General features: G+C 68.6%; 19 protein-coding genes. 5 read left to right on the top strand and 14 right to left on the bottom strand.

Annotated features, from left to right (window positions below):
- Positions 1 to 2: 2 nt before the first annotated feature.
- The 9 genes from ACH34Q_RS28220 to ACH34Q_RS28260 form a co-directional block, all read right to left on the bottom strand.
- Complete coding sequence (locus ACH34Q_RS28220) at positions 3 to 245, bottom strand: hypothetical protein (protein ID WP_395986099.1); 243 nt, start codon at positions 243 to 245, stop codon at positions 3 to 5.
- A gap of 129 nt (positions 246 to 374) precedes the next feature.
- Positions 375 to 1,823, bottom strand: coding sequence for an ATP-binding protein (locus ACH34Q_RS28225; protein WP_395986100.1), 1,449 nt, complete (start codon positions 1,821 to 1,823; stop codon positions 375 to 377).
- A gap of 135 nt (positions 1,824 to 1,958) precedes the next feature.
- Positions 1,959 to 2,324, bottom strand: a complete 366-nt coding sequence (locus ACH34Q_RS28230; protein WP_395986101.1) for a DUF1330 domain-containing protein — start codon at positions 2,322 to 2,324, stop codon at positions 1,959 to 1,961.
- A 276-nt stretch (positions 2,325 to 2,600) separates the two neighbouring features.
- Positions 2,601 to 3,449 (bottom strand): thioesterase family protein, encoded by an 849-nt coding sequence (locus ACH34Q_RS28235; RefSeq protein WP_395986102.1) that lies wholly within the window; start codon positions 3,447 to 3,449, stop codon positions 2,601 to 2,603.
- Between the two features lie 460 nt (positions 3,450 to 3,909).
- Positions 3,910 to 5,343 carry a WGR domain-containing protein gene (locus tag ACH34Q_RS28240; RefSeq protein WP_395986103.1) on the bottom strand — a complete coding sequence of 478 codons (1,434 nt, stop codon included), beginning with the start codon at positions 5,341 to 5,343 and terminating at the stop codon, positions 3,910 to 3,912.
- A 256-nt stretch (positions 5,344 to 5,599) separates the two neighbouring features.
- A complete protein-coding gene (locus ACH34Q_RS28245) occupies positions 5,600 to 6,778 on the bottom strand; it encodes an HNH endonuclease (protein ID WP_395986104.1) in 1,179 nt (392 codons plus the stop codon).
- A 292-nt stretch (positions 6,779 to 7,070) separates the two neighbouring features.
- Positions 7,071 to 7,715 (bottom strand): response regulator, encoded by a 645-nt coding sequence (locus ACH34Q_RS28250; protein WP_395986105.1) that lies wholly within the window; start codon positions 7,713 to 7,715, stop codon positions 7,071 to 7,073.
- A complete protein-coding gene (locus ACH34Q_RS28255; protein WP_395986106.1) occupies positions 7,700 to 8,980 on the bottom strand; it encodes a sensor histidine kinase in 1,281 nt (426 codons plus the stop codon). The genes ACH34Q_RS28250 and ACH34Q_RS28255 overlap by 16 nt, the downstream gene beginning before the upstream one ends.
- On the bottom strand, positions 8,977 to 11,175 hold the full coding sequence (locus tag ACH34Q_RS28260; RefSeq protein WP_395986107.1) for an MMPL family transporter: 2,199 nt from the start codon (positions 11,173 to 11,175) through the stop codon (positions 8,977 to 8,979). Before ACH34Q_RS28260 ends, ACH34Q_RS28255 begins: the two co-directional genes overlap by 4 nt.
- A 416-nt stretch (positions 11,176 to 11,591) precedes the next feature.
- On the opposite strand from ACH34Q_RS28260, the gene ACH34Q_RS28265 reads away from it, so the two are divergent.
- A complete protein-coding gene (locus ACH34Q_RS28265) occupies positions 11,592 to 12,935 on the top strand; it encodes a tyrosine-type recombinase/integrase (protein ID WP_395986108.1) in 1,344 nt (447 codons plus the stop codon).
- Between the two features lie 409 nt (positions 12,936 to 13,344).
- Here the strand turns inward: ACH34Q_RS28265 and ACH34Q_RS28270 are convergent, their stop codons facing one another.
- From ACH34Q_RS28270 to ACH34Q_RS28285, 4 genes are read right to left on the bottom strand one after another with little or no spacing between them, the layout of a single operon-like run.
- The gene (locus ACH34Q_RS28270; protein WP_395986109.1) at positions 13,345 to 14,904 is read right to left on the bottom strand and encodes a phosphatidylserine/phosphatidylglycerophosphate/cardiolipin synthase family protein; all 1,560 of its coding nucleotides are present in this window, start codon (positions 14,902 to 14,904) and stop codon (positions 13,345 to 13,347) included.
- Positions 14,885 to 16,264: a hypothetical protein gene (locus ACH34Q_RS28275; protein WP_395986110.1), complete on the bottom strand. Its 1,380-nt coding sequence runs from the start codon at positions 16,262 to 16,264 to the stop codon at positions 14,885 to 14,887. The genes ACH34Q_RS28270 and ACH34Q_RS28275 overlap by 20 nt, the downstream gene beginning before the upstream one ends.
- On the bottom strand, positions 16,261 to 20,184 hold the full coding sequence (locus ACH34Q_RS28280) for a DEAD/DEAH box helicase (protein ID WP_395986111.1): 3,924 nt from the start codon (positions 20,182 to 20,184) through the stop codon (positions 16,261 to 16,263). The genes ACH34Q_RS28275 and ACH34Q_RS28280 overlap by 4 nt, the downstream gene beginning before the upstream one ends.
- Positions 20,185 to 20,214: 30 nt before the next feature.
- Entirely contained in the window at positions 20,215 to 21,675 is a 1,461-nt protein-coding gene (locus tag ACH34Q_RS28285; RefSeq protein WP_395986112.1) for a hypothetical protein, read from the bottom strand.
- Positions 21,676 to 22,826: 1,151 nt separating this feature from the next.
- Here ACH34Q_RS28285 and ACH34Q_RS28290 point away from each other — a divergent pair.
- From ACH34Q_RS28290 to ACH34Q_RS28305, 4 genes are all read left to right on the top strand, one after another.
- Complete coding sequence (locus tag ACH34Q_RS28290) at positions 22,827 to 23,315, top strand: plasmid mobilization protein (RefSeq protein ID WP_395986113.1); 489 nt, start codon at positions 22,827 to 22,829, stop codon at positions 23,313 to 23,315.
- On the top strand, positions 23,312 to 24,853 hold the full coding sequence (locus ACH34Q_RS28295) for a hypothetical protein (RefSeq protein ID WP_395986114.1): 1,542 nt from the start codon (positions 23,312 to 23,314) through the stop codon (positions 24,851 to 24,853). The genes ACH34Q_RS28290 and ACH34Q_RS28295 overlap by 4 nt, the downstream gene beginning before the upstream one ends.
- A gap of 226 nt (positions 24,854 to 25,079) precedes the next feature.
- Positions 25,080 to 25,646, top strand: a complete 567-nt coding sequence (locus ACH34Q_RS28300) for a hypothetical protein (RefSeq protein ID WP_395986115.1) — start codon at positions 25,080 to 25,082, stop codon at positions 25,644 to 25,646.
- An 11-nt stretch (positions 25,647 to 25,657) separates the two neighbouring features.
- Complete coding sequence (locus tag ACH34Q_RS28305; RefSeq protein ID WP_395986116.1) at positions 25,658 to 25,861, top strand: DNA-binding protein; 204 nt, start codon at positions 25,658 to 25,660, stop codon at positions 25,859 to 25,861.
- A gap of 362 nt (positions 25,862 to 26,223) precedes the next feature.
- Here ACH34Q_RS28305 and ACH34Q_RS28310 read toward each other — a convergent pair whose 3' ends face one another.
- Complete coding sequence (locus ACH34Q_RS28310) at positions 26,224 to 26,844, bottom strand: Eco29kI family restriction endonuclease (RefSeq protein ID WP_395986117.1); 621 nt, start codon at positions 26,842 to 26,844, stop codon at positions 26,224 to 26,226.
- Positions 26,845 to 26,876: the final 32 nt, after the last annotated feature.

Below are 26,876 nucleotides of genomic sequence, written 5' to 3' on the forward strand. Positions count from 1 at the left end.
CGTCAGTTGAATTCGCGGTCGGGGGCGGCTTCACCTGGGGCGGCAGCGTGGCAGTTGCCCGCCCCGGTGAGGTACGAGGAGCGGGGACCCTGCCGTTTCCGTAGCCTGCTTGCTCTCCGCCGCTCCGCGGCCTCCGCCGTGTTCCGGCCGAGGCGGGACTCGAACAGCAGGGCTCCCGTGAACACCACCACGATGAACGCGAGCAGTCCCACCGTCTGCAGTAATCCCTGCACCGTCTCGTTCACACGCGTCCCCAAAACGCCGATCCACGACCTTCCACTAGTACTTTCCCGATGTGCCTCTTCCCGTTCACGGCGATGGGCCTCGCGGTGATCAGCGTTCCGCGCCGACCTCGAACGGCGCGGGAACTCGCCCTAGCGACGCCAGGTTTCCAGGACGTCCTTCGCCGTCCAGACAACGTCGACCGCGCTGAGATCGGTGGCGGCCGCGGTACCGGACAAGGAGACGATGACGAGGCCGCTCGTACCCGGGTCGAAGCCCGGTACCTGGGCCGCTGAACGGCGGAGTTCCGCGAGGTCATGACCGTCGAAGGGGCTGGCGAGCCATTTGATCGAACCGGCGAAATGGATCCGCCGCGCGACGGGCCCGCGGTCCGCGCCGATCAGGTCGACCTCGGGCTCGAACGTCCGGTTCCACCATCCGCCGACCACCTCGGCCTCTGACCATGGCAGGGCTCCGGACAGCGCGGCTCGTTCCAATGCCTGGCGCACCAGCGGTTCGACGGCGCGCCCCCGCCAGGAGGACCAGCGGCGCTGGATCAGACGGAAACCGGCCTCGGGGTGGCCACGGCGTGCCTGTTCATGGGCACCGCGGAGGGCGGCCAGGTACAGGCGCAGGTTGCTGTCGGAGATGCGGTAGAGCGCCGGTTTGCCCGCTCTCGTGGACAGCGGCTCCTCCACCGAGAGGACGTGCTTGTCCGCTGTCAGGCGGCGCAGCAGCGGCGACAGGGTGCCCGATGGCAGCGACCCGTCGCGGCTGCCTGCCGTCGCCGCGATGTTGGCGTGGGTACGGTCGCCGGCGCCGACGGCTTCCAGGACCCGGCGGGACAGGTCAGGGTTCGGGAACTCGGCCATCAGCGCGGCCTCGGGTACACCGAAGACCGCGGCGGCCGGGTCCGCGGACTCGGCCTTCAAGAAGTCCAGTGCCGGCATCGCGTGCGGCCAGGTCCGTACGATCCCGGGAAGGCCACCGGACACCAGGTGCGCGTCGATCGCGTCCGCCGCGTCCAGCCCGAGGGCCTGCCCCGTGTCGGCCGGGTTCAGCGGACCGAGCACCATGTTGTCGGCACGTCCGTAGAACGGCCGGTCGTAGGCGGTCAGCCTCTCCATCATGTGCAGGTCGCTGCCCAGCAGGAGCAACAGGACCGGCTTGGACGACAGGAGCCGATCCCACCCGGTCTGCAGCGCACCGTCGAACGCCCCGTCCTGCTCGGCGAGCCACGGCAGTTCGTCCAGGACGACGATGCACGGCGTACCGGGCAGTGCTGACGCCAGGATCCGGAACGCGTCGGGCCAGCTGCCGTTCTCCAGAAGCGGCACCAACTCGTGGTCGGACGGCAGCACCGACTCCTTGAGGTCGTTCAGGAAGGTCGACACGGCCTCGACCGGCGAGGCGCCCTTCGTGGCCGCGGAGAAGACGTAGGGAACCCCGGCGCGATCACAGAATTCCTGGACGAGCCGCGACTTCCCCACCTGCCGCCGTCCGCGGAGGGCGACGGCAGCGCCCGAGCCGGTGGCGCGCACCCGTTCCAGCCGCTTCCTCAGGAGCGAGAGTTCCGCTTCCCGCCCGATGAACGCGGTCACCGGCCCCCCTAGGTGGATTGGATCTACGTAGATTGAGTCTACATAGAGTCCCTGCGCGTACAGGCGAGGCCCGCCGTCCCAGACGCGCCGGCCTGACCGAGCACCGCGCGCTTCACGCGAAGACGAACGAGAGGGTCAGTTGCCAGGAACGGTCGCTTGCAGAACGGCCTCGCTGAGTGCTTCCGTCCGGAAATGTGCCACGGCCTGAAAATCAGGGTCGGCGACCATCTGGGAGAACACCGCACGGGACGGATAGCGAACGAGGAGAACCGCGTCCCATGCCTGACCGTCCTCGGCCACCAGAGCGGTCGAGCCCTTGCCGTGGTAGAGGACCTCGGCGCCGTAGCGGTCGAGAATCGTCTCGCTCAGCGCCTTGGAGTAGCGCGCATAACTCTTCTGCCCGCCTTCGCGGAAGCGCAGCAGGTTCAGCATCACCACCGGACCGCCCGGGTCCTCGTCGAGAAACCGCTTGAGCCCCGTGCCGCTCGGATCGACCGCCATCGACCGCCTCCTCTTTCCGCCGTACGGGCATCACCTGTACGACGACAGTCCGGATACCGCGCGCGCATCCTACCCAGAGACCTCTTACCGGAGTGCGGGGCGCCACAGGGCTTGTGGGAGCCGATGCTGCAGGCAGTGACTGGCCCCACCTACGTCCGACGCGGACCAACCGCCTCTGACGAAACTCAACGAGAGTCAGGTGCTCCCACCGACCCAGCGGGTGAACGCCCTGTCAAAGAATGTGCCGCCCCTGGTCCTCCCGGCGCCTCTCGTTGCTCAACCGAGGATGAGGGCGAGCTGTCGGGCTTGGCAAACGTGGGTGCCGTCCGCGTCCCAGATGTCGAAGTCCTCTTCGAGGTAGCCGCCGAGTACCGTCCGGGTGGTGACCCGGCACGCGACCCAGCCGGGTGCCGGGCGGGCGCGAACATGGGTGGTGAGCGCGATCGTGACGGCCGGCGCGATGCCGAGTTCGAGCGCGGCCGGCGCCGCGGCGTCGACGAGCATGGGCAGGCTCATGGTGTCGGATGGCCGATCCCGAAAGCGCAACCAGAACTCCGCGGTCGCGTCCCCGGTGGGACGGCCCTCGAGCCAGCCGGGCGGCCTTGGATAGCGGAACTCGACCCGTTCGGTAATCGTCGCACCAGGGAACTCACGGCCGGCGCCCGGTTCACTCATGTCGGTCGGGTCCGGCAGTACGGGCGCCGGGGGCTGCGTGTCCCGCGCTTCCGGGTTCACGGCGCTGAGGTCGGCGAACGTGGCGGTGGTACGCGCCAGTTCTTTGCCGTCCTGGCGTAGGAGCGCCGTACCGGTCGAAGTGCGCCGTCCCGTCTTCGCCACATCGGTGCTGACCTCGATCGGACCGGGCTTGGCCGGTCGCAGGAACGAGGTGGACACGGCGAGCGGATCGGGGTGGCCCAGGACCTGCCGGAGGGACTGGAGCGCGCAGGCGACGACGTACCCGCCGTTGACCGCGCCGCCGAGCGAGTTCCACCGCCCGGTGAACGCACCGGTGAACGAACCGTCACCGACGGGTTCCATCCGAGTGTCGACATCGAAGGGGCGGTCGAGCGAGGCTTTCGCGCTTGCAGAGGGGAGTTGATCGCCCGCGTTGATCCGATCGAGCATTCGAGGACTCCTCGTTGAGGCATCCGGCGGCTCTCGCCAGAGCCATCCCATCCTCAGCACGACCGCATCGAATAGCGACTACCCGCCAGGTAACGCACGGGCGCCGAGCCTTCGGACTCTCGCCGGCCCGGCCGCCATCAAACCGTTCCACTCCGCGTCCTCGCCCAGAGCCACCGTCCCCGGCTACTGCGGTGACCGCCAAGATCCACCACACCGCCACCTACGTTGACTCGTGGCGTGTTCGCCTTCACAGGCGATGCCAGAGGCGAACACGCCACGAGTCAACGAGGAGAGCGCCGGCGAACCGGTTCGAGCTGATCGTGACCTCCGCTGGCCGTCAGGGCTGGATGTCGTGCGGCCGGTAATTGTCCCCCCGGGTCTCACCGGCCGCACGACCGGCGGACGAAATCCCAACCGCATTCGGCCAGGCTGCGCCCATTGCGGACACCGAGGACGTGCGTCAGACCAAACGCCTGATTTCACCGTAGGCACGGTAGAAGCCACCGCGGCCGGACGGTCGTACGCCCTCGACGACGTAACGGGCGCTGGGCTCGCGGATCTCCTTGGGGAACTGCACGTGCCATCCGGGCTCGTAGCCTTCGCTGATGACCCGTACCCGAAGCCGAGGCCCGTCCTGGTAGCACTCCAGGAGGACGGCATCCCCGGGCTGTGAAGCGGTCTCGAGCACCGTCACTGGCTCCGCCACAGGTAGCGACGCAGCGATCTTCACATCGACGGGCTTGGGGATGGTCCCTTGCTGCGCCGCCCGGATCGCCGTCTCGGACGCGTCGATGCACACCAGCGAGCCGTCGGTGGTGACGATGTAGAGCCGGTCGTCCACGAACTGCATCGAGTAGGCCGAGCCATAGCCGGTACCGAGCTTCCACAGCCGGGTCCCGGCTTCGTCGAAGCAGTAGACGGACGAATAATTGTCGCCGGCGAAGATATAGCGCCCATCAGACGAAGCGGCGCAGGAGAAGACCGCGGCATCGCAGCGATAGACCGCCTCGACCACACCGTTCGTCTTGGCCAGCCGGTAGACGTCGTTCCTGCCGGTCGCGGCGTATACCGACTGCTCTCCCTGCCAGCCGAAGAGTACGTTGCCGCCGACCTTGGTCTGCCAAATCGGCTTGCCGTCACCGGCCGCGTAGCAGCCCACGCCGCGCGAATGCCCGTGGAAGACGGTGCCGCCTTGGGCATCGCACCGCACCATCCAGGCCGAATCGCCATCGACATCGCGCGACCACTGGAACTCGTCCTCGTGGTCGACGGTCGTGAGGCGGCCGTTGCGGTCGGATACCCCGAGGACCGCGTCGTCGATGTCCAGCCAGTAGATGTCGACATCGGCGGAGATCTCGTACGCGACGTGCGGGACCTTGCCGCTCAGGTCGTACACCCTGCCGTCGTCACAGCCGGCGTAGATCCAGAAGTCGTCGGCGACGATGCACTTGACCCCGTCGGGCAGCCGGTAGCGGCTCGTCACCGCGCCGCCGGTGGTGATGGTGAAGACATCGCCGTTCTGGTTGCCGACCCAGCATCGGTCCTGGTCGACGAAGATGCCGAACGCGGCGGCCCCGCTCGCGAATCGCCAGAGCACCGGCGCCTGATTGGCGGTCGACCTGGCGCTGACGATGCTGCGCCTGCTGACGGGACGCGCCTGGCGCTGCCCCGGCACGGCCGGCGCGTAGCCCCTCCGGCTCTTTTCCGCGATCTTCTTGGCGGCCGCCGCCTCGGCCTTGGCCGGGGTCGCGAAGTCGGACACCTTCGTCTGGCCGGACGTACCGATGCGCCCGTAGGTGATCGTCACCCGCGTACCGGAACGGACCACGTTGTAGAACTTGTGCGCGCTGCCGGTGTCCTCGGACAACTCAAGGTACGTGCGGTGCTCCGCCATTCCGGCCTCTCTCGGTCCCCGAATCCGTGCTCGTCGCTCGGGCTATGCCGACCGTACGACTCGGGTCCGACAACCGAGAGAAGGAGGTGCATGCGTCCCACAGCGCCTAAGGCAGAGCCGTCCAGCAATCGGTAACGCCGGCGCCTTTGCTTTGGTGAGACGGCCGAAGGCGTTGAGGCTCGTCCAAAACCGGCCCGGCTTTGAGGCCCTCTCCCACCTAGGTTGCGCAGCGAGTCTGCTTTCCACGCCCCTGTCATCAACGCGATCCCGCTTCGGCCTCCCAGGCGGTGTGGCGGGAGCGCGCTTCGGTGAGAAGGAGCTTGCGCAGCCGTTCGCGGGTCTGGCCACGGGTCTTGATCGCGTGGCAGTTGGGGCATAGCGCGATCATCTGAATGGGATGGTCGCGGCCCCACGTCGAGCGGTCCTCGACGTGGTCGACTTCCAGGATGGGCTCGCCGTTGTCGGTGACGTCGTCAGGCTGGCCGGTGCACACAGGGTTCTCGCAGCGACCGCGCCCGCGCAGGAGCACGGCCCTGACCGCGGCTGCGGATCGTACGGGCCGTTCACTGGTCGTACGGGTGGTGCGGCCATGGTCGCCGCGCACCTCGGCGGCCTCGACGCTACGGCAAAGGCGCCGATAGGCCTCGAGGTCGTCGGACTCCTGCTGCGTGGGAAGGCTCATCTGTACGGGGTGGAGGCCGACATCGTCGAGCAGCGCCTGGGGGATCGCTCCTTCGAAGAAGCGTTGGCCGAGTTCCGCGATGGCCTCGGCGCGCGCATCTGCGGAAGAGGCTGCCAACTCGTACGCCCAGGCCTGCAGACCGCTGTACGGGTTGTGCTGCTCCATCCACCCAAAAGGCTCGCCGTGCGCGGTCGGGACGGCTCCAGCATGACCGTGCAGCTCCCACAAGTCGGTGTGGGCCAGGGCAAGAATGGGGAACTCCGGCCGAGGCCTCGACCGCGGCCGACCGTACTCACGCAGGAGCCCACGCAACTCGACCTGAGCCGCGTCCCAGGAAACGAGGCGCGGGGCGTGGTGAGCGGCGCGTCCCAGAGCCCACAGCAGGGTGATCGGCTGATGCCTGGCCGGTCCGTCGGCCGTACTGGCGACGCGCAGGCCCTTCAACTCCGCCAGAAGCCTTGGACCCGGTAGAAGCGGCTCGTCGATGACCACCTCGAACCCCAGTCGAGTAAGAAGGCGTCCGACGGTCTGGCGTCCGCCGGAGAACTCCCGAGCGGTCAGCGGCCGGCCGGCGACGGAACGATAGGCCACGCCCACGATGGCCTTGGAGTCGTAGTAGACGCCGTTGAAGTGCAGCAGGTATCGGCGCGCAGGGTCGAAGCCGTACTCCGCGAGGAAGCGGTCCCGGCCCAGGCGGTCGCACTCCGCGATCGCATCCAGCACCGCCTCACGCGTGATGGGCGAGAGATCCATAAATGGATGCTATGCCCGAGATTGCAAGGTCTGGTGGAGGCGCTGTCGACGGAGTACCACAGCCTGCGCGGGAACCTGGCGGCATTCACTCGTCACTTGAACACGCACTACGACAGCGACGCATGGCCGATGCGTGTCGTCGAGTCGAGCAGTGGCGCGATGCTCTATAGCCTCGATCCCGCAACGGCGGCACTCTGGAGATCCGTCCGCGGCTGACCGGCCGCCCGCACGCTTGGCCGGGCGAGTTCAGGGAGATCGCTGACAGTGGCGATGCGCGCGGTCCGGTTGCGGCTTAGGAGCCGAGGTAGGTCAGTACGGCCCGTACCCGCCGGTTGTCGTCGTCGGACAGAGGCAGGTCGAGCTTGGCGAAGATGCTCGTGGTGTGCTTGCCGACGGCCTTCTCGCTGATGAACAGGCGCTGGGCGATCGCGCTGTTGGACCGGCCTTCGGCCATGAGCTCGAGGACGGCGAGCTCCTTTTCGGAGAGCCGCGAGATGGGCAGATCCGGGCCTCGGCCGCCGAGCAGGTTGCGTACCACCTCGGGGTCGAGGACGGTGCCCCCGGCGGCCACCCGGCGGATCGCCTCGACGAACTGCTCCTCGTTGAACACCCGGTCCTTGAGCAGGTAACCCACCCCGCCCGCCTGGCTCGCCAGCAGTTCGCGGGCGTAGAGCTGCTCCACGTACTGCGACAGCACCAGGACCGGAAGGCCGGGCACCTGGGCCCGGGCCTCCAGTGCCGCGCGCAGCCCCTCGTCGGTGAACGACGGCGGCAGGCGGACGTCGACGACCGCGACGTCGGGACGGACCGTGACCAGCGCCCGCAGCGTTCCGGGGCCGTTGTCGACGACCTCCACGACGGCGAATCCGTGCGCTTCCAGCAGCCGGGTCAGTCCGTCTCTCATCAGGAACTGGTCCTCGGCTAGGACAACGCGCACGGCACCTCCAGAACGACCATGGTGGGCCCACCCGGCGGGCTGCTCACCGCGAGGATACCGTCGAAGGCCGAAAGCCTCCGTTCGATCCCGCGCAGGCCGGTGCCCCCGGACGGATCGGCGCCGCCGGCCCCGTCATCGGTCACCTCGGCGCGCAGCACTCCCCGTTCGTGCACCATGCGGATCCCGGCCCGGCTCGCCTGGGCGTGCTTGAGCACGTTGGTGAGCGACTCGGAGATGGCGAAGTAGACCGCGGACTCGACGGGAGCGGGCGGCCGTCCGGGTAGCCGGATGTCGACGTCGGTCCGCAGCGGCAGGTCCATCGCGAACGCGCGGACCGCGTCCGCGAGCCCGCGGTCGGCCAGGACGGGAGGGTGGATGCCGCGCACGAGGTCGCGGAGTTCGGTCAGGGCCTTGCCCGAGTTCTCCTTGGTCTCCAGCAGCAGCGCCTCGGCCGCTCCCGGGTCGTCGTGCATGAGGCGCTGGATGGCGTTCAGGTTCATGCCGAGTGAGAGCAGCCGTACCTGGACGCCGTCGTGCAGGTCGCGCTCGATCCGGCGCAGATCGGCGGCACTGGAGTCCACGGCCTCGCTGCGCGACTCGGTCACCCGTTCCAGCCGCCGCTCCAGCTGTCCCCGGGTGGGGCCGAGAAGGGCTTGCGTGAATCGTCCGTGCAGTTGCAGCAAGGCCGGTGTGCTCCACAGACCGAGGCCGATCACGACCATGCCCATGGGAACGGCGAGAAGGGTGCCGGTCGTGTTCGTGACCGACATGAAGAGGTAGTGGGTACCGGTGCCGGCCCGCTGGTCGATCAGCGGCCAGGTGACCGGCAGGATCACACCGCTCAGCCCGTACAGGACCAGTAGCGGGGCGAGCCCGGCCAGCGGCGCGCCGAGGACGAGGTTGAGTGGCAGCCAGGCCAGGTCGCGCCAGGTGGCTCGGTCGGTGACGATCCAGCGGGTCAGCGCCGCCTGCCGCAACGGCCAGGCGGGTGCCGGGTCGCCGAACCGCGGCCGGGGCAGGTACGGATCCGGTACGGCGCTGCCCAGCCGCCGGCGTGCCGCGCTCCGGTACCGTCCGGTCAGCTCCCTGACGGCGACCGTCACCAGCGGAATCACGAGCAGCCCCACACCGCCCGCCAGTGTGCTGGCGAAGGCGGCGACGCAACAGGCGAGCAGTATCGCTCCCGCGATCGCGCCTCCAGTGAGCGCCCCGGCGCGGCCGACATCCCGCCACCGCTCCACGAACCGTCCTCGCATGCCGGTCATCTTCCCTCTTCGCGCGCATGGTGCGACGTTCGCCGCTTCGGCTCGGTCCGTGTGGTGATCAGGTGAGACGGGTCTGCCGACATGGTGCGGCCATCCAGGTCTGCGGGCAACCGCGCGTACAGGGTGCGCAGCGGGGCGGGCGCCCACCAGTTGGCCCTGCCCAAAAGCGTCATCACCGCAGGCAGCAGCAGGCACCGCACCAGCGTGGCGTCGACCAGGACCGCGACGAACAGGCCGATACCCGTCTGCTCGATGTCGCCCATCGCGGCCGTACCGAACGCGCCGAAGACGATCAGCATGAGCAGCGCCGCGGAGGTGATGATCCGCCCGGTGTCCCGCAGCCCGTGCCCGATCGCGGTACGGGTGTCGCGGCCCATGCCGACGTGCTCGCGGATCCGGCCGATCAGGAAGATCTCGTAGTCCATCGAGAGCCCGAACGCGAAGGCGAAGATCACCGCCACCGAGAACGGCTCCAGCCCGCCCACGGTCAGCGTGTCCAGCGGACCCGAGAGCCATCCGTCCTGGAACACCAGAACCAGCGTCCCGAACGTGGCGCCCAGCGAGATCACCGCCATCGCCACCGCGGTCAGCGGCACCACCACCGAGCCGCTGAGCAGGAAGAGCAGCACCAGCATCGCGATGAGCACGATGCCCACGGCGAGCGGAAGCCCGTCGCGCAGCACCGTGCCGACGTCGGCGAGTTCGGCCGCCTGCCCCGCGACCCAGGACCGTACCTCCGGCGGCCGGTCGGCGCGTACCCGTCGCACCAGCGCGCGCGCCTCCGGGCTCTGCGGCTCACCGCGTACGGCGAGCACCACCGTGGAAAGCCCCGGGCCGCCGGTACGGGCGTCCTCGACCCCCGCGACCGCCGGATCGCCGTTCCACCGGAGCGCCCACTGGGACAGGGCGGCGGGATCGGTCCTGGCGACGACGATGACCGAGGGCCGTTCAGTACGCCCGTACTTGGTGGCGAGCACATTGGTGACCTGCACCGACTCCAGCTCAGGCGGCAGGATACGGGTGCCGGACAGCTGGATCCTCGCACCGAGAAGCGGAGCGCCCGCGCCCAGCAGCAAGGCGCCGATCACCAGCGCGATCGGCAGCGGCACCCGCTGGACGGCCCGGGTCATGCCGGTGAAGAACCCGCCCACGCGGTCGGTGCCTTGCAGCGCTCGCCTGGACGGGTGAATCCGTCCGCCGAAGACCCTCAACAGCGCCGCCACCATGGTCAGCGAGATGGCCATGGCCACCAGCGAGGCCGCGATACCGCCCGCCGCCACCGCCCGCAGATTCGTCGCGTCGAACGCGAGGAGACCGCTCAACGCCGCCGCCACCGTCAGCGCGCTGTACATGACGGTCCGGCCGGCCGTGGCCCAGGCGCGCTCGACCGCCGCGGCGCGGTCCGCGGGAGTGACCGTCCGCCGCCCGCCGGCCGCGGCCTCGCGGTACGCGGGGACCAGTTCCTCGCGGTAGCGGCCGACCAGCAGCAGACCGTAGTCGATCGAGAGCCCCAGGCCGAGCAGCGTCACCACCGTCGTGACGTTGCCGTCCAGCGGTACCGCCCGGGACAGCGCCAGCAGCACCGTGAACGCCCCGCCGACGCTGACGATCGTCGCGATCAACGGCACCCCGGCCGCGAGCACGCCGCCGAACACCACCACCAGCGCAGCGAAGGTCAGCGGCAGCGCGATGAGCTCCGCGTCCCGCATGTCCTTCTGAGCCGCCAGCCTGGTCTCGTACCGAAGCCAGGCGTCCCCTCCGATCCGGATCTTCGCGCCGGGCAGCTCGGCGCGGACCGTCCGGAGCCGGTCGGCGACGCGCTTCGCCGCGTCGTCCTCGCCTGATCGCGTGATCTCCACCGCGAGCAGGACCCCGCTGCGGTCGGTGGCGGTACGAGGCGGTTCCACGGCCGTGACGCCCGGCACCTTCCGAGCGTCGGCGGCCACCCGCCGCAGCGCCGTCCCCGTTCGGGCCGCCGCCGGGTCGACACCCTCGACCAGCAGGACGATCTGCGCGCCGGTCTTCCCGAGAAGCTCTCTCACCTGGAGTGATTCCGGGACGTTCGCCTGCTTCACCGCGGATGCGCCACCGACGACGGAGCCGGCGCAGGCGAACCCGGCCACCATCAGCAGCAGCGAAACGGCGATCACTTTCCAGCGGTGCCGGAAACAGAACCTGCCCATCCATCTGGTCATGGGGTCCACGATCCAAGCGCCGACCGCCCGCGTCAGTGGGTCAGGACCTCGGCTTCAGGGGGTCTGGACCTACCTGCGCCGGCGCTGTCGCGCGGTACGCGTGCCCTGGAGAACATCGCCGATCCCGGACCGGGTCGCCACGGCTCGGAAGATCGAAAAAGGGCCCCGGAGTAGCTCCGAGACCCTCTCTCACCTGCTGTTCACCGGTCGGGGTGGCGGGATTTGAACCCACGACCTCTTCGTCCCGAATCGATGATCATGTACATCCTTCGACGCGCGATCAACGTCGTTCACGGTAAAATCCCAGGTAGATGGCCTGCTTCGTTGTCAGTGAGTGATGGCTAGAATCCTGCTATCACTCACAGTCCGGGGTCAAGCGAGGGTCAGATGATCAAGCCTGGGAGGTGGGTAGCCCCATGGGGCAGACACGCAAGAGAGTCGGCAAGGACGGCAAGCCTCGCTACACGGCCTACTACGACGACATAAGGGGCCAGCGGAGATCGGCCGGAACCTACGCGAGCAAGAAGGAAGCAGAAAAAGCATGGCAACGCGCCGAAGTAAAGGTCTCCGAAGGCAGAACCGGAGAACCCGCACGCGGAAGGCAGCGCTTCAAAGACTACGTCGAGAACGCCTGGCTCCCGAACCATGAAATGGAGGCCAGCACCCGATCGGGGTACACCTACACCATCTACAAGCACATCATGCCGGAGTTCGGCCCCATGCGGATGGTTGACATCCTCCCTGAGCATGTCCGCGCCTGGATCGCCAAGCTCAAGAAGCAGGGCATGACGCCCGTGACCATCCGCTGCACCAAAATCATCCTCAGTGCCATCTTCACCACGGCGCTGGAGGACCAGGTTACGTTCCTACACCCCTGCCGCGGAGTGAAGGCCCCACCCGTCGTCCGCAAGCCGCTCAAGATCGTCACACCGGAGCAGTTCGACGACATCTACCACGCGCTCTCCGAGGGGACCTTCCGCCTCCTCACCGAAACCGAGATCGAGAGCGGCCTCCGCTGGGGCGAACTCAGCGAGTTGCGTCCCAAGGACCTCAACCTCAGAACCCGCATCCTCACGGTCAGCCGCACGGTCGTGGAGCTCAACCCGAAGTTCCACCCGGACGGCGGCCACTTCCTGGTCAAGGACTACCCGAAGGACAAGGAGTACCGCCGCTTCAAGCTCAGCACCCAGATGGCCGAGAAGCTCGAAGACCACATCAGGACGGAGCGGCTTACCCAGGACGACCTCCTCTTCCACATGCCGCCCCAAGACGAGCCCCGCGCCCGCATCACCGAGATTCCTGACCCGGCAACCCTCGGCCACACCGAACCCAACGACAAGGGCCGTACCTACAACCACGGCACCCTCAGCGCCTACACCGCCGGCAGATGCCGCTGCGACTACTGCCGCGGAGCCTTCGCCCTCTACCGAGCCGCCCGCCGCTCCAAAGGCAAGGACAGTCCCCGCCCCCTCCGCACACGCATGACGGACGGCCACATCCCCAACGACTGGTTCCGCCGCAATATCTGGTACCCGGCCATCGCCGCCGCAGGCCTCGACTTCAGACCGACAATGCGCGACCTACGCCACGCCCACGCTTCCTGGCTCCTCAACGGTGGCGCCGACCTCCAGATAGTCAAAGAACGCCTCGGCCACGCCTCCATCGCTACAACCGAGCGCTACCTACACACCCTCCCCGACGCCGACGAAACAGCCCTCGAAGCCCTCGCCAGAACCCGCAACCGCTCCACCCTCCGATAGCCGAGAGATGTTGGCGAGAAGCCGAAACCCTGCCCTTCTCGCTCCACGACACAACGAGGCGGAGCAGGCGAAGAGCGCCATCACCGATATATGGCACCTGGCTGCCCCGGCGACTCAGCTTGCCGTCATCTCAGCTCTGCACCGCCTTGCGTCACCGCCCGGGTGCGTTCCGGCGTGTCGTACAGCAGCCTCGCCGTACGGGCCGGGGTAGTGGGGCTGCGGCCCGCAGCGTCGGCCGTCAGGCCGTCGTGCGCGAGCGAAAGGGCCCTCGGGCCAGTCGGGAACCGAGGAGAACGTCGCGCGGTAGACGGTGACAGCGGCGTGCCGGCCCGGTCTCGTCATCAGTGCTGAGCCTCCATGTGGGGGAGCGGCACAGCCGTGCCTCCTTGTCGTTCGCCGGTCCGCAGGGCTAGGAGTCCCGGCGGGTGAGAACCGCCGGGAAGATGCCGCGGTGATGATTCTCGTAGGGGTCTTCGGCAGAGCCGGGGCGGCGGGGAGCCAGCCAGTCGTCGATGAGGCCCCCGTCGTTGCCGGGGCGTTCGATCAGTTCGAGGCGTTCCGCCGCCGGGATGAGACGCCATTTGCCGCCGGCCGCGTGCAGCGTGACATGGTCGTCGCCGGCCGTGCGCTTCGAGAACAGGACGGCGCCCGGTGCGTTCGCCAGCAAGTTCCAGTGGTCCGTCCTACAGCGGACCGGGATCTCGGCGGGCCCGTCCCAAGGTTGGAGCGTGCGCGAGGCCATGTGGGCCGAGGCGCGCCGGTGCGTCGGGTCGATTTCCAGCGCCTGAGGCGCGTGGGCAATGCAGTGCTCGAAGAAGTGGACGGCGTCGTGGAGGGCTTCCTCCCCGTCCAGGCGGGTGCCGGTCTCCACTCCGCTGTACAGGCCGTGGTTGGCGTCGAAGTTGGCAGAGAAGAGGGCGCCCTTGCGGGAGTCGGCGATTGCGCACTTGGCGTGGGTCTTGTCATCGCCGTACACCTCGACGCCCAGCTCGGCCAGCGCGGCGGCCTCCGCGCGGGCGGCGGCGAACGAGCGGGAACGGACGAGCAGCCGGACGCGCACACCGCGGGCCATGGCGGCGCGCAGTGGTTCGTGTAGGAGGTCGGGGTCGTCCATGAGGCCTGCGAGGGAGAAGGACGCCAATAGCAGGTCGTGCTGGGCGTGGTCGATGATGTGGTGGATCGTCCGCAGAATGACGGGTTCGTCAGGGCTCGTCCATATCAGCCCGGAAGCGTTCCCGACAGCGGGTTCCGGTACGGTGCACGGCGATGGGCTCGGCCTGCGGCGAAGGTTCTGGTAGGCGCGTCCGGGGGCGGCGTCCCAGGTGCACTGCTCGAACCACAGGCGGGTGAAGAACCGGCCGAGGAGGGACGCCTGACCAGCGTCGTCGACGACGACGCCGTTCTCGCCCGTCACGGTCCACGCGCCGGTGCTAGCGAGTGCCCGCCATTCGAGATTCGCGCTGCTCACCAGGGCAATTTCGTCGTCCACGACGAGGAACTTCGCATGGAAGTCCTCGAGGCCGCGCACCCAGATCCCCGAGGTGACCAGGTCGGCGTAGCGCTTCTTCTCCTCCTCCATGTTGACGCCGCCCGCGGCGGCCGCCTCGTCTTCGTAGTCCTCGTAGGGGTCCTCGATCTCGGCGCGCATGTCCCGGTCGTTGATCGCTGTGACCACGTAGACGCCGCCGCAGAGCCGGTCGGCCGCCTTCTTCAACGCCTCGCGCAGGTCGGGGTCGATGAACCGGAAGCTGGCCAGAAAGATCTTTCGCCGCGCACGGCCGATGAGCTCGAGCGCGGCAGCCTTGATTGTGGAGTCGGAGTCCTCATAAGAGAAGCAGTGCCGGTAGCGGCCCGCGCCCACGTCCGGGCGCGGCCGGTAGGGGGAGCGCCGCCGTCCGGTGCGCATCCAGTACGCGCCGGGCAGGGGGCGGGATCCGACGTCGAACCGGTCAGCCGTAGCCGAAGTCATCGTCCTCCCTCAGCCGGTAGACGGCCCGGTAGTAATGCAGCCGCCACATGCGGCGCACCACGGCCTCGGGGGTCACCTGGTCCGACCGGGCGGCCGCCACCTCGTCTTCCAGAGACGACGGGGACTCGGTGTTCTGGCGCGCGGCGATAAGGTCGATGGCGAACAGCGCCTCGGCCTCGGCGTCCGCCGGTTCCAGGGCCAGCCTTACCCGGACGGTGCCGCGCTCTCCGCGCAGCTTCAGCCCGCGCGGCTGGTAGAGCAGCTTCGTCCCCGTGGCCAGGAGGCGGGCGGCAGGCCCGGGCAGCCGCAGCAGCCAGGCGGACCGGGTGCCGGGCGTCTCCTCCAGGACGAGCCCCGCCGGTGGGTCCTCCTGCCGACGGGACGGCCGGAGCGCCCCCCACACCAGCGGGGTCACCGAAGGATGCGCGAGCACGCCAGCGAGATCCCACCAGATCTCGGCCAGTTCGTCGGCCCCGGTGAGCCTGCCTTCGAACGAGTCCGCCCCCTTCGCGCCGGTCAGCCGGAACGTGACCTCCGCCGGGCCGGTCCCTTCGACGACCACGTTCTCGGCCCGGTAGACGGGGCACACCGGCGCGCTCGTGACCGGGTCCACGTTGCCTATGCTGACCTGTTGCTCCTCTGTCTGCAGCACCTGGACGATGTCGCGCGGAAGCGTCCCGTCCTCGGCGAGACGCTCGTCGATGTACTCGGAGCGGGTCTTGCCGTCGTAGGCGGCCGGGAGCGGCATGTTCAACACGGGCCTCACCCGTGCCTGCGCCATCCGCCCGATCCAGCCGGCCACATGCTCGTGCGGTGCCGTCAGCTCGCCGGTCTCCGGGAGGAACACGAAACTCTGCCGGCCTTCCCTGTGCACGACGACCTCCTCTTGGAGGAGCGTCCGCTCGGTGAGCGGGGTCGCGCGGTACCCGGTTGCGGTGGGCTGAAGCGCGTCCGCAGCCACGAGCGATCGGGCGATGGCGGTCAGCGCCTGCGGGGGCAGCCCGACGAGCATGCCGAACTCCTCGGTGGTGAAGTCCTCCAGCTCCGCCGCCATCTCCAGCACGAACCGCTCGATGATCGAGAGCCGCTTGCGTTCGGCCCGCAGTACCGGGAGGTTGGGCCAGACGAACATTGGCAGCAGTGCCTCGTCCAGACACAGCCGCGTCCCTTCTCGGGGCGGCGGTGGGGCCTGCCGGGCCGGTTCGACCGTGACGGTCGCCGTCAGTCCGCGCGCGGTGGTGACCGTGCGGGCGGGTCGCGGGGCGCGGCGGCCGCTGGAGCGGCGCGCGGCTCCCCGCCGTCCGGTGGCCGGATCGCCGGAGCGGCCCGGCTGCGCGGCTCGTGCGGTGCCCTGGCTCACAGCTTCGCGTCCTCTGCCAGGGTCATCTCCGGCCGTGTCTCCAGGGATGCGAACAGGTGGCGGTAGAACGCCTGGGCGTCGGGCCGGCCGCGCAGGTTCCGCAGTGTGCGCGCGTGCCCGACCATGATCAGTCCGCGGCGGGCACGGGTGACGGCGACGTTGAGCCGGTTCAGGTCCTGGAGCCACAGCCCGTACGCCGGGCCGGGTTTGGCTTTCCGGCGGCGTACGAAGTCGATGACGACCAGGTCGCTCTCCTGCCCCTGGATCATGTCGATCGAGTTGACGACCGGGTTGCAGAGCTGTTCGAAACCGTCCTGGCCGATCTCCCTCCGGATCAGCCGGGCTTGTGCCTTGTAGAAGGTGAGGATAGACATGGTCACCGGTTCGGTGACGGAGGGGTCGGCGGCGAGTTCGTGGTCCCAGCGGCGGCACAGGTCGGCGATGAAACGGGCCTCCCAGGGATTGCGGAACCCGTTTCCGTTCTGCTCCTCGACTGCGGCGGCGTGGCGGTGGGTGTCGAAGAAGACGACCGGCGTTCGGAAGGTTTCGCTCGTCAACGGGGTAATGCCGTGGTCGCGAAGGGTCCGCTCGTCGGGCGAGGTGTAGGCGCCGCTGTAGACCGGTTCGCTGACGAGGGACGCGATGGGCTCGATCATCCGCCGCTGCACGGTCAGCCGCCGGCGCAGGTGCGCGGCGGCTGGATCGGCAACGCATCTCTCGAAGAGGCTGGTGACCATGCGCCGGGACAGCGACTGCAGGAGTTCCCGCGCCGGATCGATCTCCCGTTCTCCGTCGGCGAGGAGTCGGACGTTCAGGCCGGTGAGCTCCTTGGCGAGTGCTGGCCGGTAGTGTCGGCCCCAGGAACCGTCTTCGAGGAGTCTCTGCGCCGTTGCGAGCACCGTGGTCTTGCGGAAGGTCCGCTGCTCGGCCTCCTCCTTCCACTGCTCCCCGATCCGTTCGACGGCCCTTTCGAGATCGGTCGCCGCGGTCGCGTGGTCGTGCAGCGCGAGCAGTGCGTGGACGAGATGCTCGGCCTCCTGGGCGACGTATGGCGGCAACTGGCGCTCGTCGCCCACGAGGATCCAGCGCCGCGCGCGGACGGCGGGGACGAGGAAGGCGCCGTCGGTCACACGGCTGGCCTCGTCCACGATCAGGGTGTCAAAGTCGGCGTACCGGGAGACGTCGCGGCCCGCGATGCCCTCGACCGTGGCGCACACGACGTTGGCGGCCTGGAGGACGGCGGTCGTCACCAGCTCGACGGAGTCGCGGTTCCGCTGATCGCCGGCCTGAGTGAGCTCCTTCCAGCGCTCCTGCAGCCGCTGGTACGACCGGAGCCGCCGGATCTCCCGGTCCAGCGCGTCCGCCTCGGGTTCCGTCCCGTTGAGCGCGGCGGCCGCCGCTTTGTGCGCGGCGCGCGCCTTGGCGAGGTCCGCTTCCTTCTGCTCGCATTCTGCTTCGCTCGTGGCGATGGCCGTCCGCAGTTCGGCGAGGACGCTGGCGCGTCTCTCCTGGGCCATGGTCAGGGCCGCGGCCGCCTGCTGGTGCGCGTACTGGAGGGCGCGATGGTCGCGGTACGTGCGCCGCAGGCTCTCGGCGGCTCCGGCTTTTTCGCGCTCCGCCGTCTGGAACGCGTGCATCGCCTTCTCCACTGCGGCGACGGACTCATCATGGCGCGCTGCGGCGTCGGTCCGACGCCGCGCTGTCCGGCCCAGGATCTCGCTTTGCGCCCGGCACTCCACGCGCAGCCGTTCGATGGCGGCGAGGACGACCGGGACCTCCTCCTCGTTGGCGGCGGTACGGCGCTCCAGCCGGTCGATGGATGTGCGGAGGCGTCGGGCCCCCTTCGCGACCTCGTCCGCCCTTTGGGCGGCGTCCACCCACGCCGCCCGGGCACGCTCCGTCTCGGCCGCGAGGCGGCCGAACTCCCCCATGGCGGCCCAGGACATGAGCCGCCCCCGCCATCCCTGCTGCTCCCTGTACTCCTCCTGCCGCTGGGCGGCGAGTTCGGTCTCGCGCTTCCACCCCTCCGTCGCCTGATGCGCCAGGTGCAAGTCGCGTTCGGCGGCCTGAACGAGTCGACGGAGCCGTGGAAGGTCCACGGCCGCCTGGTCGCGCTGCCTGTCCAGGGACTCCACGCGGTACTCGGCCGCCATCAGGTCTCTCCGTGCTCCGTCGAGCTGCCGGCGTTGCTGGTCCTCCTCCTCCGTGACGGCATCGGCTTCGGCGCGATCCCGTCCCGCCCGTTTCTCGGCCCGCCTCAACTCTGCAAGGGCCTGCTCGTGGACGGCCCCGGCCCGCGCGAGTTCGTCCTGTGCAGCTCGGCTTGCCGCAGACGCGTCGTCCAGCCGGGCGGGGAGCCCGGCGGCGAACTGCTCCACCTCTTCGACCGCCTGCCTTGTGGCGGCGTCGCGCCGGGCGTATTCCCGCTCGGCCGCCTCTTTCAGCAACTCAGCATCGGTCAGCGCCTTCTCCGCTGCACGGCGGGCGTCGAGGGCACGGTCGAGCCGGGCGACGGCCTCTGCCTGTTCCGTCAGCAGCGCGAGGCGGCTCGTCCACTCGCCGGTGCGGTCGCGGCCGTCGTCCTGCAGCCGCTCGACGACGGCCGCGCGGAGCCGGTCCTCGTGGAACCGGCGGACTTCCGGACGCACCTTCTCGACATCGGCAGCGACGCGTATCGGCAGCAGCGCGCCGTCACCGAGGCGGCGGAGGACCTCATCGACGGCGACGTTCATCGGCGCGACGAGCAGGACCCGCTCCCCCTCGGCCACCAGCCGGCGGATGGTCTCCACGATCACGGTCGACTTGCCGGTGCCGGGCGGGCCCTGGATGAACAGCGCGTGCGGCGCATTAACTGCGGCGCGCGCGGCCTCCGCCTGCTCGGCGCTGAGCCTCTTGTGCGGGGTGGCCCGGTCTCCGCCCGGCGGCGGGCCCTGGAGCTCGTGCGGTCGGCACAGGACCCGGGCGAGCGCCGACCAGTCACCGACGACGTTGCGCTGCGCGAAACGGGTGAGCGCGGACCGCTGCTGCCGCTCGATGACCGCGGTGTCCCCGGTGACGGTCACCTCGCCGCCGAGGGCGAGGACCTCGGCCGCCCGCCTTGCGGGACCTCGGGGCCGCAGCCGAATGCGCCCGTTCTCGCACGATGCCACGGTGGCGCCGCACTCCCCGCCGTCCCCGGACACCGTGACGCGGGCGTCCTCGGGGAACGGGGGTCCGTCCCCGCTCGCCAGGACGACGGTCAGCCCCTCCTCCTCGGCCTGGGGATCGTCGAAGCCTTCGAGGCGTCCGCCCGGGCGGACGACCACGGTCCCCTCGGCGCGCAGGGCGGTGGTCAGTTCCTCGTGCTTCTGCCGCAGTCTGAAGACCGCCTCCAGCGGGGCGAACAGCCGCTCGCACTCGTCCGCGAGGCGCCGGTCCTCTGGCGCGGCCTCGGTCACGCGGCCGAGGACGTCCCTGGCGGTGTTCCACGCGTCGTTGAGCCTGGTCTGCCGCACGGTGAACTCGTCGAGCACGGCCTCCAGGTCGCAGGGAGCCTCGTCCCACAGCGGGTGGCGCCGCACGTGGACGCGCGGCACCCTTCTCGGCTCAAGCGTCGTCCGGCGCCGCACGGCCACGATGACCGCCATCGACTGGAGTGTCTCCTTTCCCGTCCGCGGGGCGACCACCAGCGTGAACTCGGGGGTGACGATATGGCAGACGAACGCGAAGGGGCCGTCCTTGTTCCCCGTCCTCCGGTCGAGGCCGATGACGTGCTCGAGTTGCGTGTCGAGCTCGCGTCCCGTGGCCCGGCACTGCTTCAGCAGCGGCTCGAGCCGCCGCGGGTCGTACGACAGGTCGAGGAGGATCGGCCGATCGTCGTCCCCGGTCGGGGCCGGGGCAGCGGCGAGCAGGCCGTCGATCCACTCGAGGGGTGCCTCCATGCGCCTCCTCACGGTTCATGGCGTCCACGGTCAGAAGGGGGCCTTGATGAAGATCAACTCCTTCTGGCGGACCGCGATGCCCACGCCGGTGCCATTCTGCTCCCAGAAGGCCCCCAGCACGGTCCTGGCCATGTGCCGCAGCCGAGCGGTGTCGGCCTTGGTGATGCTGGTGGAGCCGTGCGCGAGGACCGAGCGGTTGCGGATCACGCTGACATTGCGCAGCTCGCCGAGCTGCTTGGGAGAGCGCAGCTTGGCGGGCCCCATCATCGGGTCGTCCAAGACCGCGAGCAGGAGTGCCGCAGCGAAGGATCCGACCGCGTGGGGGAGGCTTGCCGACTCTGGTATCCCCGCCTCCCGCTGCGTGCGCCGGTAACCGTCGAGCACGAAATCGGCACCCCTCGGGAACCGGGCGTAGTCGGGAGCCGAACAGTCGAAGCCCGGGACGGCCGTTTCGAGGCGCTGGCTCAGCGCGCCCTCGATGGTCCGGTAGAACAGCAGGGCGGCGAAATCCCGGCGGCCCATGTCGTCGTAGTGCTGACCCAGCAGGTAGAAACAGAGGACCAGCTCGGCGGGCGAAGCGCCGCCGGGCAGCCGGCCGACGAAGTCGAGTTGCGCATCTAGCTTCCGGCGCTCGGTGACGCTCAGGTCGGTGTCGACGCCCTTCATCGTCGTGCGGACGGCCTCCGCCAGTTTGGGTAGCTCGGCGAGATTAAGATCGCACCATGCTCCGTAGAGCCTGCTGAGGGCCAGCATGAACCGGGCCCGCTGCGGATCCGGCACGCTTTGCGCGAGCTGGTCGTACTGGGTGGCGGCACCGTCGAACGCCCCCGAGTCGAACATGACGTTCGTCCGGACCATGGCCTGGTCGCCGAACAAGGCCTCGGGGTTGTCCAGCAGCATGAGGCGGTCCTTGCCCGGGAGGTTCTGCTTCAGCTCGGGGCTGTAGTCGCCTTCCAGGTAGCACAGGCGCAGGTTCAGCTGCCACGCCGCGAGTGCCGCGGTCGCGCTCATGACCTTCCGGCCGCCAGTGATGTCGATGACGGCGTTCGGCGTGGCCCGCCCGGCGGCCGAGCCGCCCAGTTTTTCCTTGACGACGCGGTAGATGGAGCGCGGATCGGTCGGCATCACCGATTCGTGCATGAAATCGCTGTGCCGCAGACCGTCTTTTCCTATCAGTTCATCGGCGATGACGTCGATCGAGTTCCGGGACGCTTCGGAACTGATGACCAGGAGGCGCCTGGGACGGAGCAGCTTGAAGGTGAGGATCGTGGTGATGGGCGAGAAGCCGCTCAGGCTGACCAGCAGATCCACCGGCTTCTTCGGTAGGGCGTCGGCGCTGTTCTGTCGGGCCCGCTTGACGATCTCGTCGAACATCTCGGTGAGCTGGAAGATCCGGGCCTGGTCGCCTCGCGACAGGTTCTCCGGCCCGTACGTCTCCTTGCCTTCCAGGATCCGCCGGAGCCGCTCGAGCTTCTCGTCGAATCCGTCCAATACCGCCTCCTTGACCGGCCGTGAATGTCGATCGCCATGGTTTCACCATGAAGCCACGCGCAGTGCGTATTTTCGCACAGAACATCGAGGCGTGCGCTTCGCGCATGTTCCGTGCCATTTCGGAGATGCCGTCAGGCTGCCGGAAGCGGACTGGGGGTCACTGCGGTACGTCGCGCCGGTCGGCCGGGGACGGCTGTTGGCGGGCAAACTCGGCGCCGTAGCGGAAGAAACCGATCTCGACCAGGCCGTGGAGCTCCTACGGCGGCGCTACCCCCGCCTGTGCATCTATTGGGGCGAGTACACCGGCTCCCTTTGGGCCCTGCTGCCTGATCAGCTGGTCGAGGCGAAGACCGCCTTCGACCTCGCCAGACGCCTCGATGCGATCCTTGAGTGCTCCAACACCTGGAGTGTCGGAGACCGCCATGTCCAGTGCGAGAGACCGGCCTCTCGGGCAGCGGACGGGACCTGGGCCATGCCGGAAAGGAAGGCGCCTTCCACAGCAGGTCAGCCCCGACGCATTGTCTCGGCATCACGCCGTCGGCGTAGCAGCCTCCTCCGTCGCGTCCTGGTCAGTTGCCATCGCATCCTGGCAGGACAGTCGAAAGTGGCGGCTCACCCCTGTTGAAGCGCCGCCACGAGGTGGCGGCTTCTTCGCCCCTCGGAGCCGTGACCAGACCTACGGTTGACATGCCGGGGTGAGGTAGAGGGCCGTGACCAGGAGGAACGGCCATGACGGTTAACAGGAACCCGGCCTCCTCAAGGCTTTGCGTGACTCGATCGCCTTCGAGCTTGAGGTTGAGGGCATCGCAGGTAACACCCTCCGAAGCCGCTGGCATCCATCGGGTACCGGAACCCGTACTACTCGGCGTCTCGGCCGAACGTCCTGGCGATGAGGTATACCGCATCCGGGGACGCAATGCCTGCTTGCTGTTCACCAGAGAACTAGCGTCGGCGAGTTGAACGGCGCTTTTGTATTCGAGGAGAGCTAGCCTGTTGGCGGCATCTCGGAGGCCTGAATTCTGCATAACTCTGCGGCAGGCCCCGGCCCGCCGCGACAGTGTAAGGGATCGAGAGTCACGCGCTGGCACATTTGTCCACCGCAGTGATTAGGGGCTGCAAGGTAGGACCGTGTCGCGACACGTTGTGGATTCATGGGAATCCACCGCGCACACTCAAGTGGTGCGGAACCGAGCGCGGTCCTGAACGAGTCGATCGGAGGTGGAGCGACGAGCGACGAGCAGCTCAACCAGCCTCGCAAGCTGCAGCGACGTTCGCAGCTTGGCGGAGGACGTCGACGAGACCGAGAGATGAGGTTCCGAGTTAGCGACCAGGAGTACACGGAAATCCGTGCAGCAGCCCAACGAGCAGGATCCGCCTACGGAACCTTCATCGTCAACACCCTACAGGCTGCCACCCGGCAGAAAAGATTGGGACAGCAGCCGACCGAAGAATTGTGTGAAGAACTACGCGGCATCGCGCGGCAATTGAACCGAATCGGAGTGAGCCTTAATCAGCTGACGCGCATCGCGAACGCGACAGGACAGGCGCCTCGCGAACTGACTGCTGCATTGTTGTATCTGGAGAGCGTCCTACACAGAGTGGACGCATCATCGGTCGAGATCGGTCGGCTCCTACGTTGATCGGCAAGGTGACCCGCGGCCAGGGCGTCGCAAGGCTGCTGTCCTACCTCTACGGCCCTGGTCGCCGCAACGAGCACATCGATCCCCACATCGTCGCGGGTTTCCGACTCCCCATGGCCCTGGAACCCGGCACCGACGCCAGAGGCGACTGGGACTTCCGCCACCTGGTCGGTGTCCTGACCTCCCCGCTCGACACCCTCCGACACACGCCCCTGGCGTTGCCAATCTGGCAGTGCTCGATCCGAGCAGCCCCCGCAGACCGAACCCTGTCGGACGATGAATGGGCTGACATCGCCGAGGAGGTGATGCACCGGACCGGGTTCGCGCCGCGGGGCGATGACGAAGCATGCCGCTGGATCGCAGTGCGGCATGCCGATGACCACATCCACCTCGTCGCCGTCCTGGCGCGCGAGGACGGACGCAACCCCAACGTCCACCGCGACTACTACAAGGTCGCCGACGCCTGTCACCTTGCCGAGAAAGGCTTCGATCTCACCCGAACCGCGCCCGCCGACCGCACAGCAGCACCCCGACCGACCCGAGCCGAGACGGAACTCGCCCACCGCCAGAACTGGCCAGAGCCGCCTCGCACCACCCTCCGCCGTCGGGTAGCCACCGCAGCCGCCGGAGCCGAGAACGAGCGCGACTTCTTCGCCGCGCTCGAGCATGCCGGAGTGCTGGTGAAGGTTCGCCATAGTGCCCGTACACCCGGGGAGATCACCGGTTACGCCGTTGCGCTCCCGCATCACAACAACAAACAGAACCAGCCAGTCTGGTTCTCCGGCGGAAAGCTCGCCCCCAACCTCACGCTCCCCAAACTCCGCAAGGGCTGGTCGGCGCCACAGGAAGGCAACCGCTTCGACCGCCGGCCGTTCGGCGGGGTGGAGCTGACCCACGAGGAGCGATCCGCCGCCTACCAGCAGGCCGCCCGAGCCACCGCGACTGCCACGTGGCAGATGCGCCATATCCAGGACCCGGCCGTCCGCGCCGACGTGGCTGCCGCGACCTCCGACGTCCTGCACGTGACTGCGGCCCTCACAGGCAACCGGGAACTCGCCCGTGCCGCCGACTTCTACGTCAGTGCAGCTCGCGAACCCTACGGACGCCAACCACCCCTGACTCCCTACGGCACGAACCTCCGCACGGCTGCCAGAGCACTGGCACTATCCGGTATCCGAGGACAACGCGGTAACCGTCCCAGCCTCGCCGGCGTCCTATCCCACCTGGTCGTGCAGCTCGCCGCCCTGATCGAGGCGATCGCGGAGCACCGGCAGTTGCAGCAACGCGCTGCCCAGGCAGCTGCTGCACGCAAGGCCGCCGCTCAGCTCAGCAGACTCAGCCGACCAACTCTGCGGCCACCCTCTCCAACGCTGCCACCGACACCACCGAACTACACGGCGGAGCAGAACGCGGCACGCCTCGCTGGGACGGGCTTTCCAATACCCCTCAGCCACCAGCTCGCAGACAGCCCATACCGAATCAGCGCGCCCACGCCAACGCCCCCTGGCCCTCACCGTCGCTGTGGTCCATCGCGGTAACCCGATCACGCAAACCCCGGCGCCACGCCGTCACGGTCGTGGCGCAAAGATCAGCGCCTCTGCATACTAACGGAGCGTAAACAGCGCCAACGATGCGCAAGCAGTGCATTGGTGCAGCGTCCGCGCAGGTGGAGCTGCACCATCTCACGACCGACACGCAAGAGAGGCGAAGCCATGACCGACCACAGCCCCCAAGCGGGCCTCGTATCCACAAGGACACATTCACATGACCGACTACAGGCGGGCTCCCGCTACCGCTCGTAACGACGACCAAACGGTCGATCTCGCGAGCACCCTCTACAAACACGTCCGCCAGCTCAACGGCGCCACGACTGGCCCTCCGAGTCTCACCCTCCCCGGCACCGCGTACGCCGTCCTCGGCAACCTCAGCGCAGCGACCTACGGCCTCGATCAGCTCCTCGTCCAGATCAACCGCTTCTTCCTCCGGGAGCTGCAAGCCGACCGTCTCGGCCACGACCAGGCCGAAGACCTCGCTGACGTCCTGAGCCGTCACGGCCAAGCAGTAGCCGAAGCCAGACAGCACGCCCGAGCTCTCTGCGCGGCCCTCAGCGATGCCCAATCAGCCATCAACGCCGTCCACTCTCGCGCCACCCACGGACGCGAAGCGCCCCCAACCACCGAGGGCAAAACCCGCGTGGACGATGCCGGAGTAGCCGCGGCGGCCAACGACTTCCCCAGACCGATCACCGATCCAACGCTCCACGCACCACCTCCCACCGGCGTTCGAAACCGCTTCACCCACACTCGCCGCGCGAACGCTCCGGAGGCCTGAGTATGGAGCCGATGACCCACGAGGAGCTCGCCGCCCTCCCCACCACAACAACCATCGAGACCGCCGCCCGAGCCCTCGGGCTCGGCCGAACCCGCGCCTACCAGCTCGCCCGCGAGAACCGCTTCCCCTGCAAGGTCATCCGCATAGGCACCACCTACCGAGTAGTCACCGCCGACCTGCAACTCCTCATGGCTAGTACGGGCGGCAGTCCGTAGGGACTTGTCGCAGTGCGCGTACGCGGGCGACCGCTCGCGGGGGATTGATGCCCCTATGGATGTCAAGCCGCCATTGGTGCTGTGGTGCTGTGGCGCTGGGTGAGCGGGTGATGGGCTGGAAGATCTCCCGGCGACGTAGCGTTTGAGGCATCTGGTGGCTTCGCGTCGGGTTTTGCCGTTGGTGCGTAGTTGGACGTAGTCGCGGGCGCGTTGGTCCCAGCGCGGGCGGGACAGGACGATGGTGTGCAGGGCGCAGTTGGCTTGCCGGTCGCCGCTGCGGTTGAGGCGGTGTCGTTGTGTCCCTCCCTGACACGACGCGGACAGCCGCCCGACCGTTCGCGGAGCCGGCGGCCAAGAGCCACTCAAGGGCGCCGCCAGGGGATGGCGGCGACATTGGCTACCTGGGCGGCGATGTGCGCCTGAGCCTTGGCTAACAGTTCGTCGCGGTCGTGGGTGGTCGCACCGTAACTACGGTTTCTACCGGGGTGGACGGTGTCCCATTTGGTGCGCGCGCTCTTGCGGGTTGTGGATCCCTGCTCGTTGCTGCCGAACCCGTTCAGGATGGCGTTCCAGACGGGCTGGTAACCGACGCGCAAGCCGTTCTCTCCCAGGTCGGCGTGGACGTCCGGCATGAGGAGTAAGCGGACCCCGAACTCGGCTGTGGACAAGCCGCCGCCGGCGATCGACCGGGCGTGCCCACGGAGCCTCAGCCAAAGCGGGTTCTTGCTTCGCGCGGCGGTGCCCGTCGCACTGTTGTGCGACAACGCCTGACCGGCGTAGACCGGAACCATGTGGGGCGTCAGCGGTGCGTAGAGCGGGTGACTGTCCCCGGCATAGTAGATCGCGTAGAGGCCGGAGCCCTCGAACCTGGTGATCTCGGGATCGAGGGGCACGAGTGGCTGTCGCTCGAGTTCCCGGCACACGACGGCGGTGATGTTCTTGGTGTCCATCGGGTCGAAGGCCGCAGGTTGGTATTCCGGCATGAAGCGGAGGCTACTCGGTAAGGTTCCCGCCC

The organism is Actinomadura sp. 9N407 (genome assembly GCF_044326315.1).
In the GTDB taxonomy this organism is placed as follows: Bacteria; Actinomycetota; Actinomycetes; order Streptosporangiales; family Streptosporangiaceae; genus Spirillospora.

Excerpts from the sequence above, each read along its gene's own strand:
- ACH34Q_RS28230 (WP_395986101.1), bottom strand. The coding sequence starts at position 2,324 with ATGGCGGTCGATCCGAGCGGCACGGGGCTCAAGCGGTTTCTCGACGAG.
- ACH34Q_RS28235 (WP_395986102.1), bottom strand. The coding sequence starts at position 3,449 with ATGCTCGATCGGATCAACGCGGGCGATCAACTCCCCTCTGCAAGCGCG.
- ACH34Q_RS28240 (WP_395986103.1), bottom strand. The coding sequence starts at position 5,343 with ATGGCGGAGCACCGCACGTACCTTGAGTTGTCCGAGGACACCGGCAGC.
- ACH34Q_RS28245 (WP_395986104.1), bottom strand. The coding sequence starts at position 6,778 with ATGGATCTCTCGCCCATCACGCGTGAGGCGGTGCTGGATGCGATCGCG.
- ACH34Q_RS28255 (WP_395986106.1), bottom strand. The coding sequence starts at position 8,980 with ATGACCGGCATGCGAGGACGGTTCGTGGAGCGGTGGCGGGATGTCGGC.
- ACH34Q_RS28260 (WP_395986107.1), bottom strand. The coding sequence starts at position 11,175 with ATGACCAGATGGATGGGCAGGTTCTGTTTCCGGCACCGCTGGAAAGTG.
- ACH34Q_RS28265 (WP_395986108.1), top strand. The coding sequence starts at position 11,592 with ATGGGGCAGACACGCAAGAGAGTCGGCAAGGACGGCAAGCCTCGCTAC.
- ACH34Q_RS28270 (WP_395986109.1), bottom strand. The coding sequence starts at position 14,904 with ATGACTTCGGCTACGGCTGACCGGTTCGACGTCGGATCCCGCCCCCTG.
- ACH34Q_RS28280 (WP_395986111.1), bottom strand. The coding sequence starts at position 20,184 with ATGGAGGCACCCCTCGAGTGGATCGACGGCCTGCTCGCCGCTGCCCCG.
- ACH34Q_RS28290 (WP_395986113.1), top strand. The coding sequence starts at position 22,827 with ATGGGAATCCACCGCGCACACTCAAGTGGTGCGGAACCGAGCGCGGTC.
- ACH34Q_RS28300 (WP_395986115.1), top strand. The coding sequence starts at position 25,080 with ATGACCGACTACAGGCGGGCTCCCGCTACCGCTCGTAACGACGACCAA.
- ACH34Q_RS28305 (WP_395986116.1), top strand. The coding sequence starts at position 25,658 with ATGACCCACGAGGAGCTCGCCGCCCTCCCCACCACAACAACCATCGAG.
- ACH34Q_RS28310 (WP_395986117.1), bottom strand. The coding sequence starts at position 26,844 with ATGCCGGAATACCAACCTGCGGCCTTCGACCCGATGGACACCAAGAAC.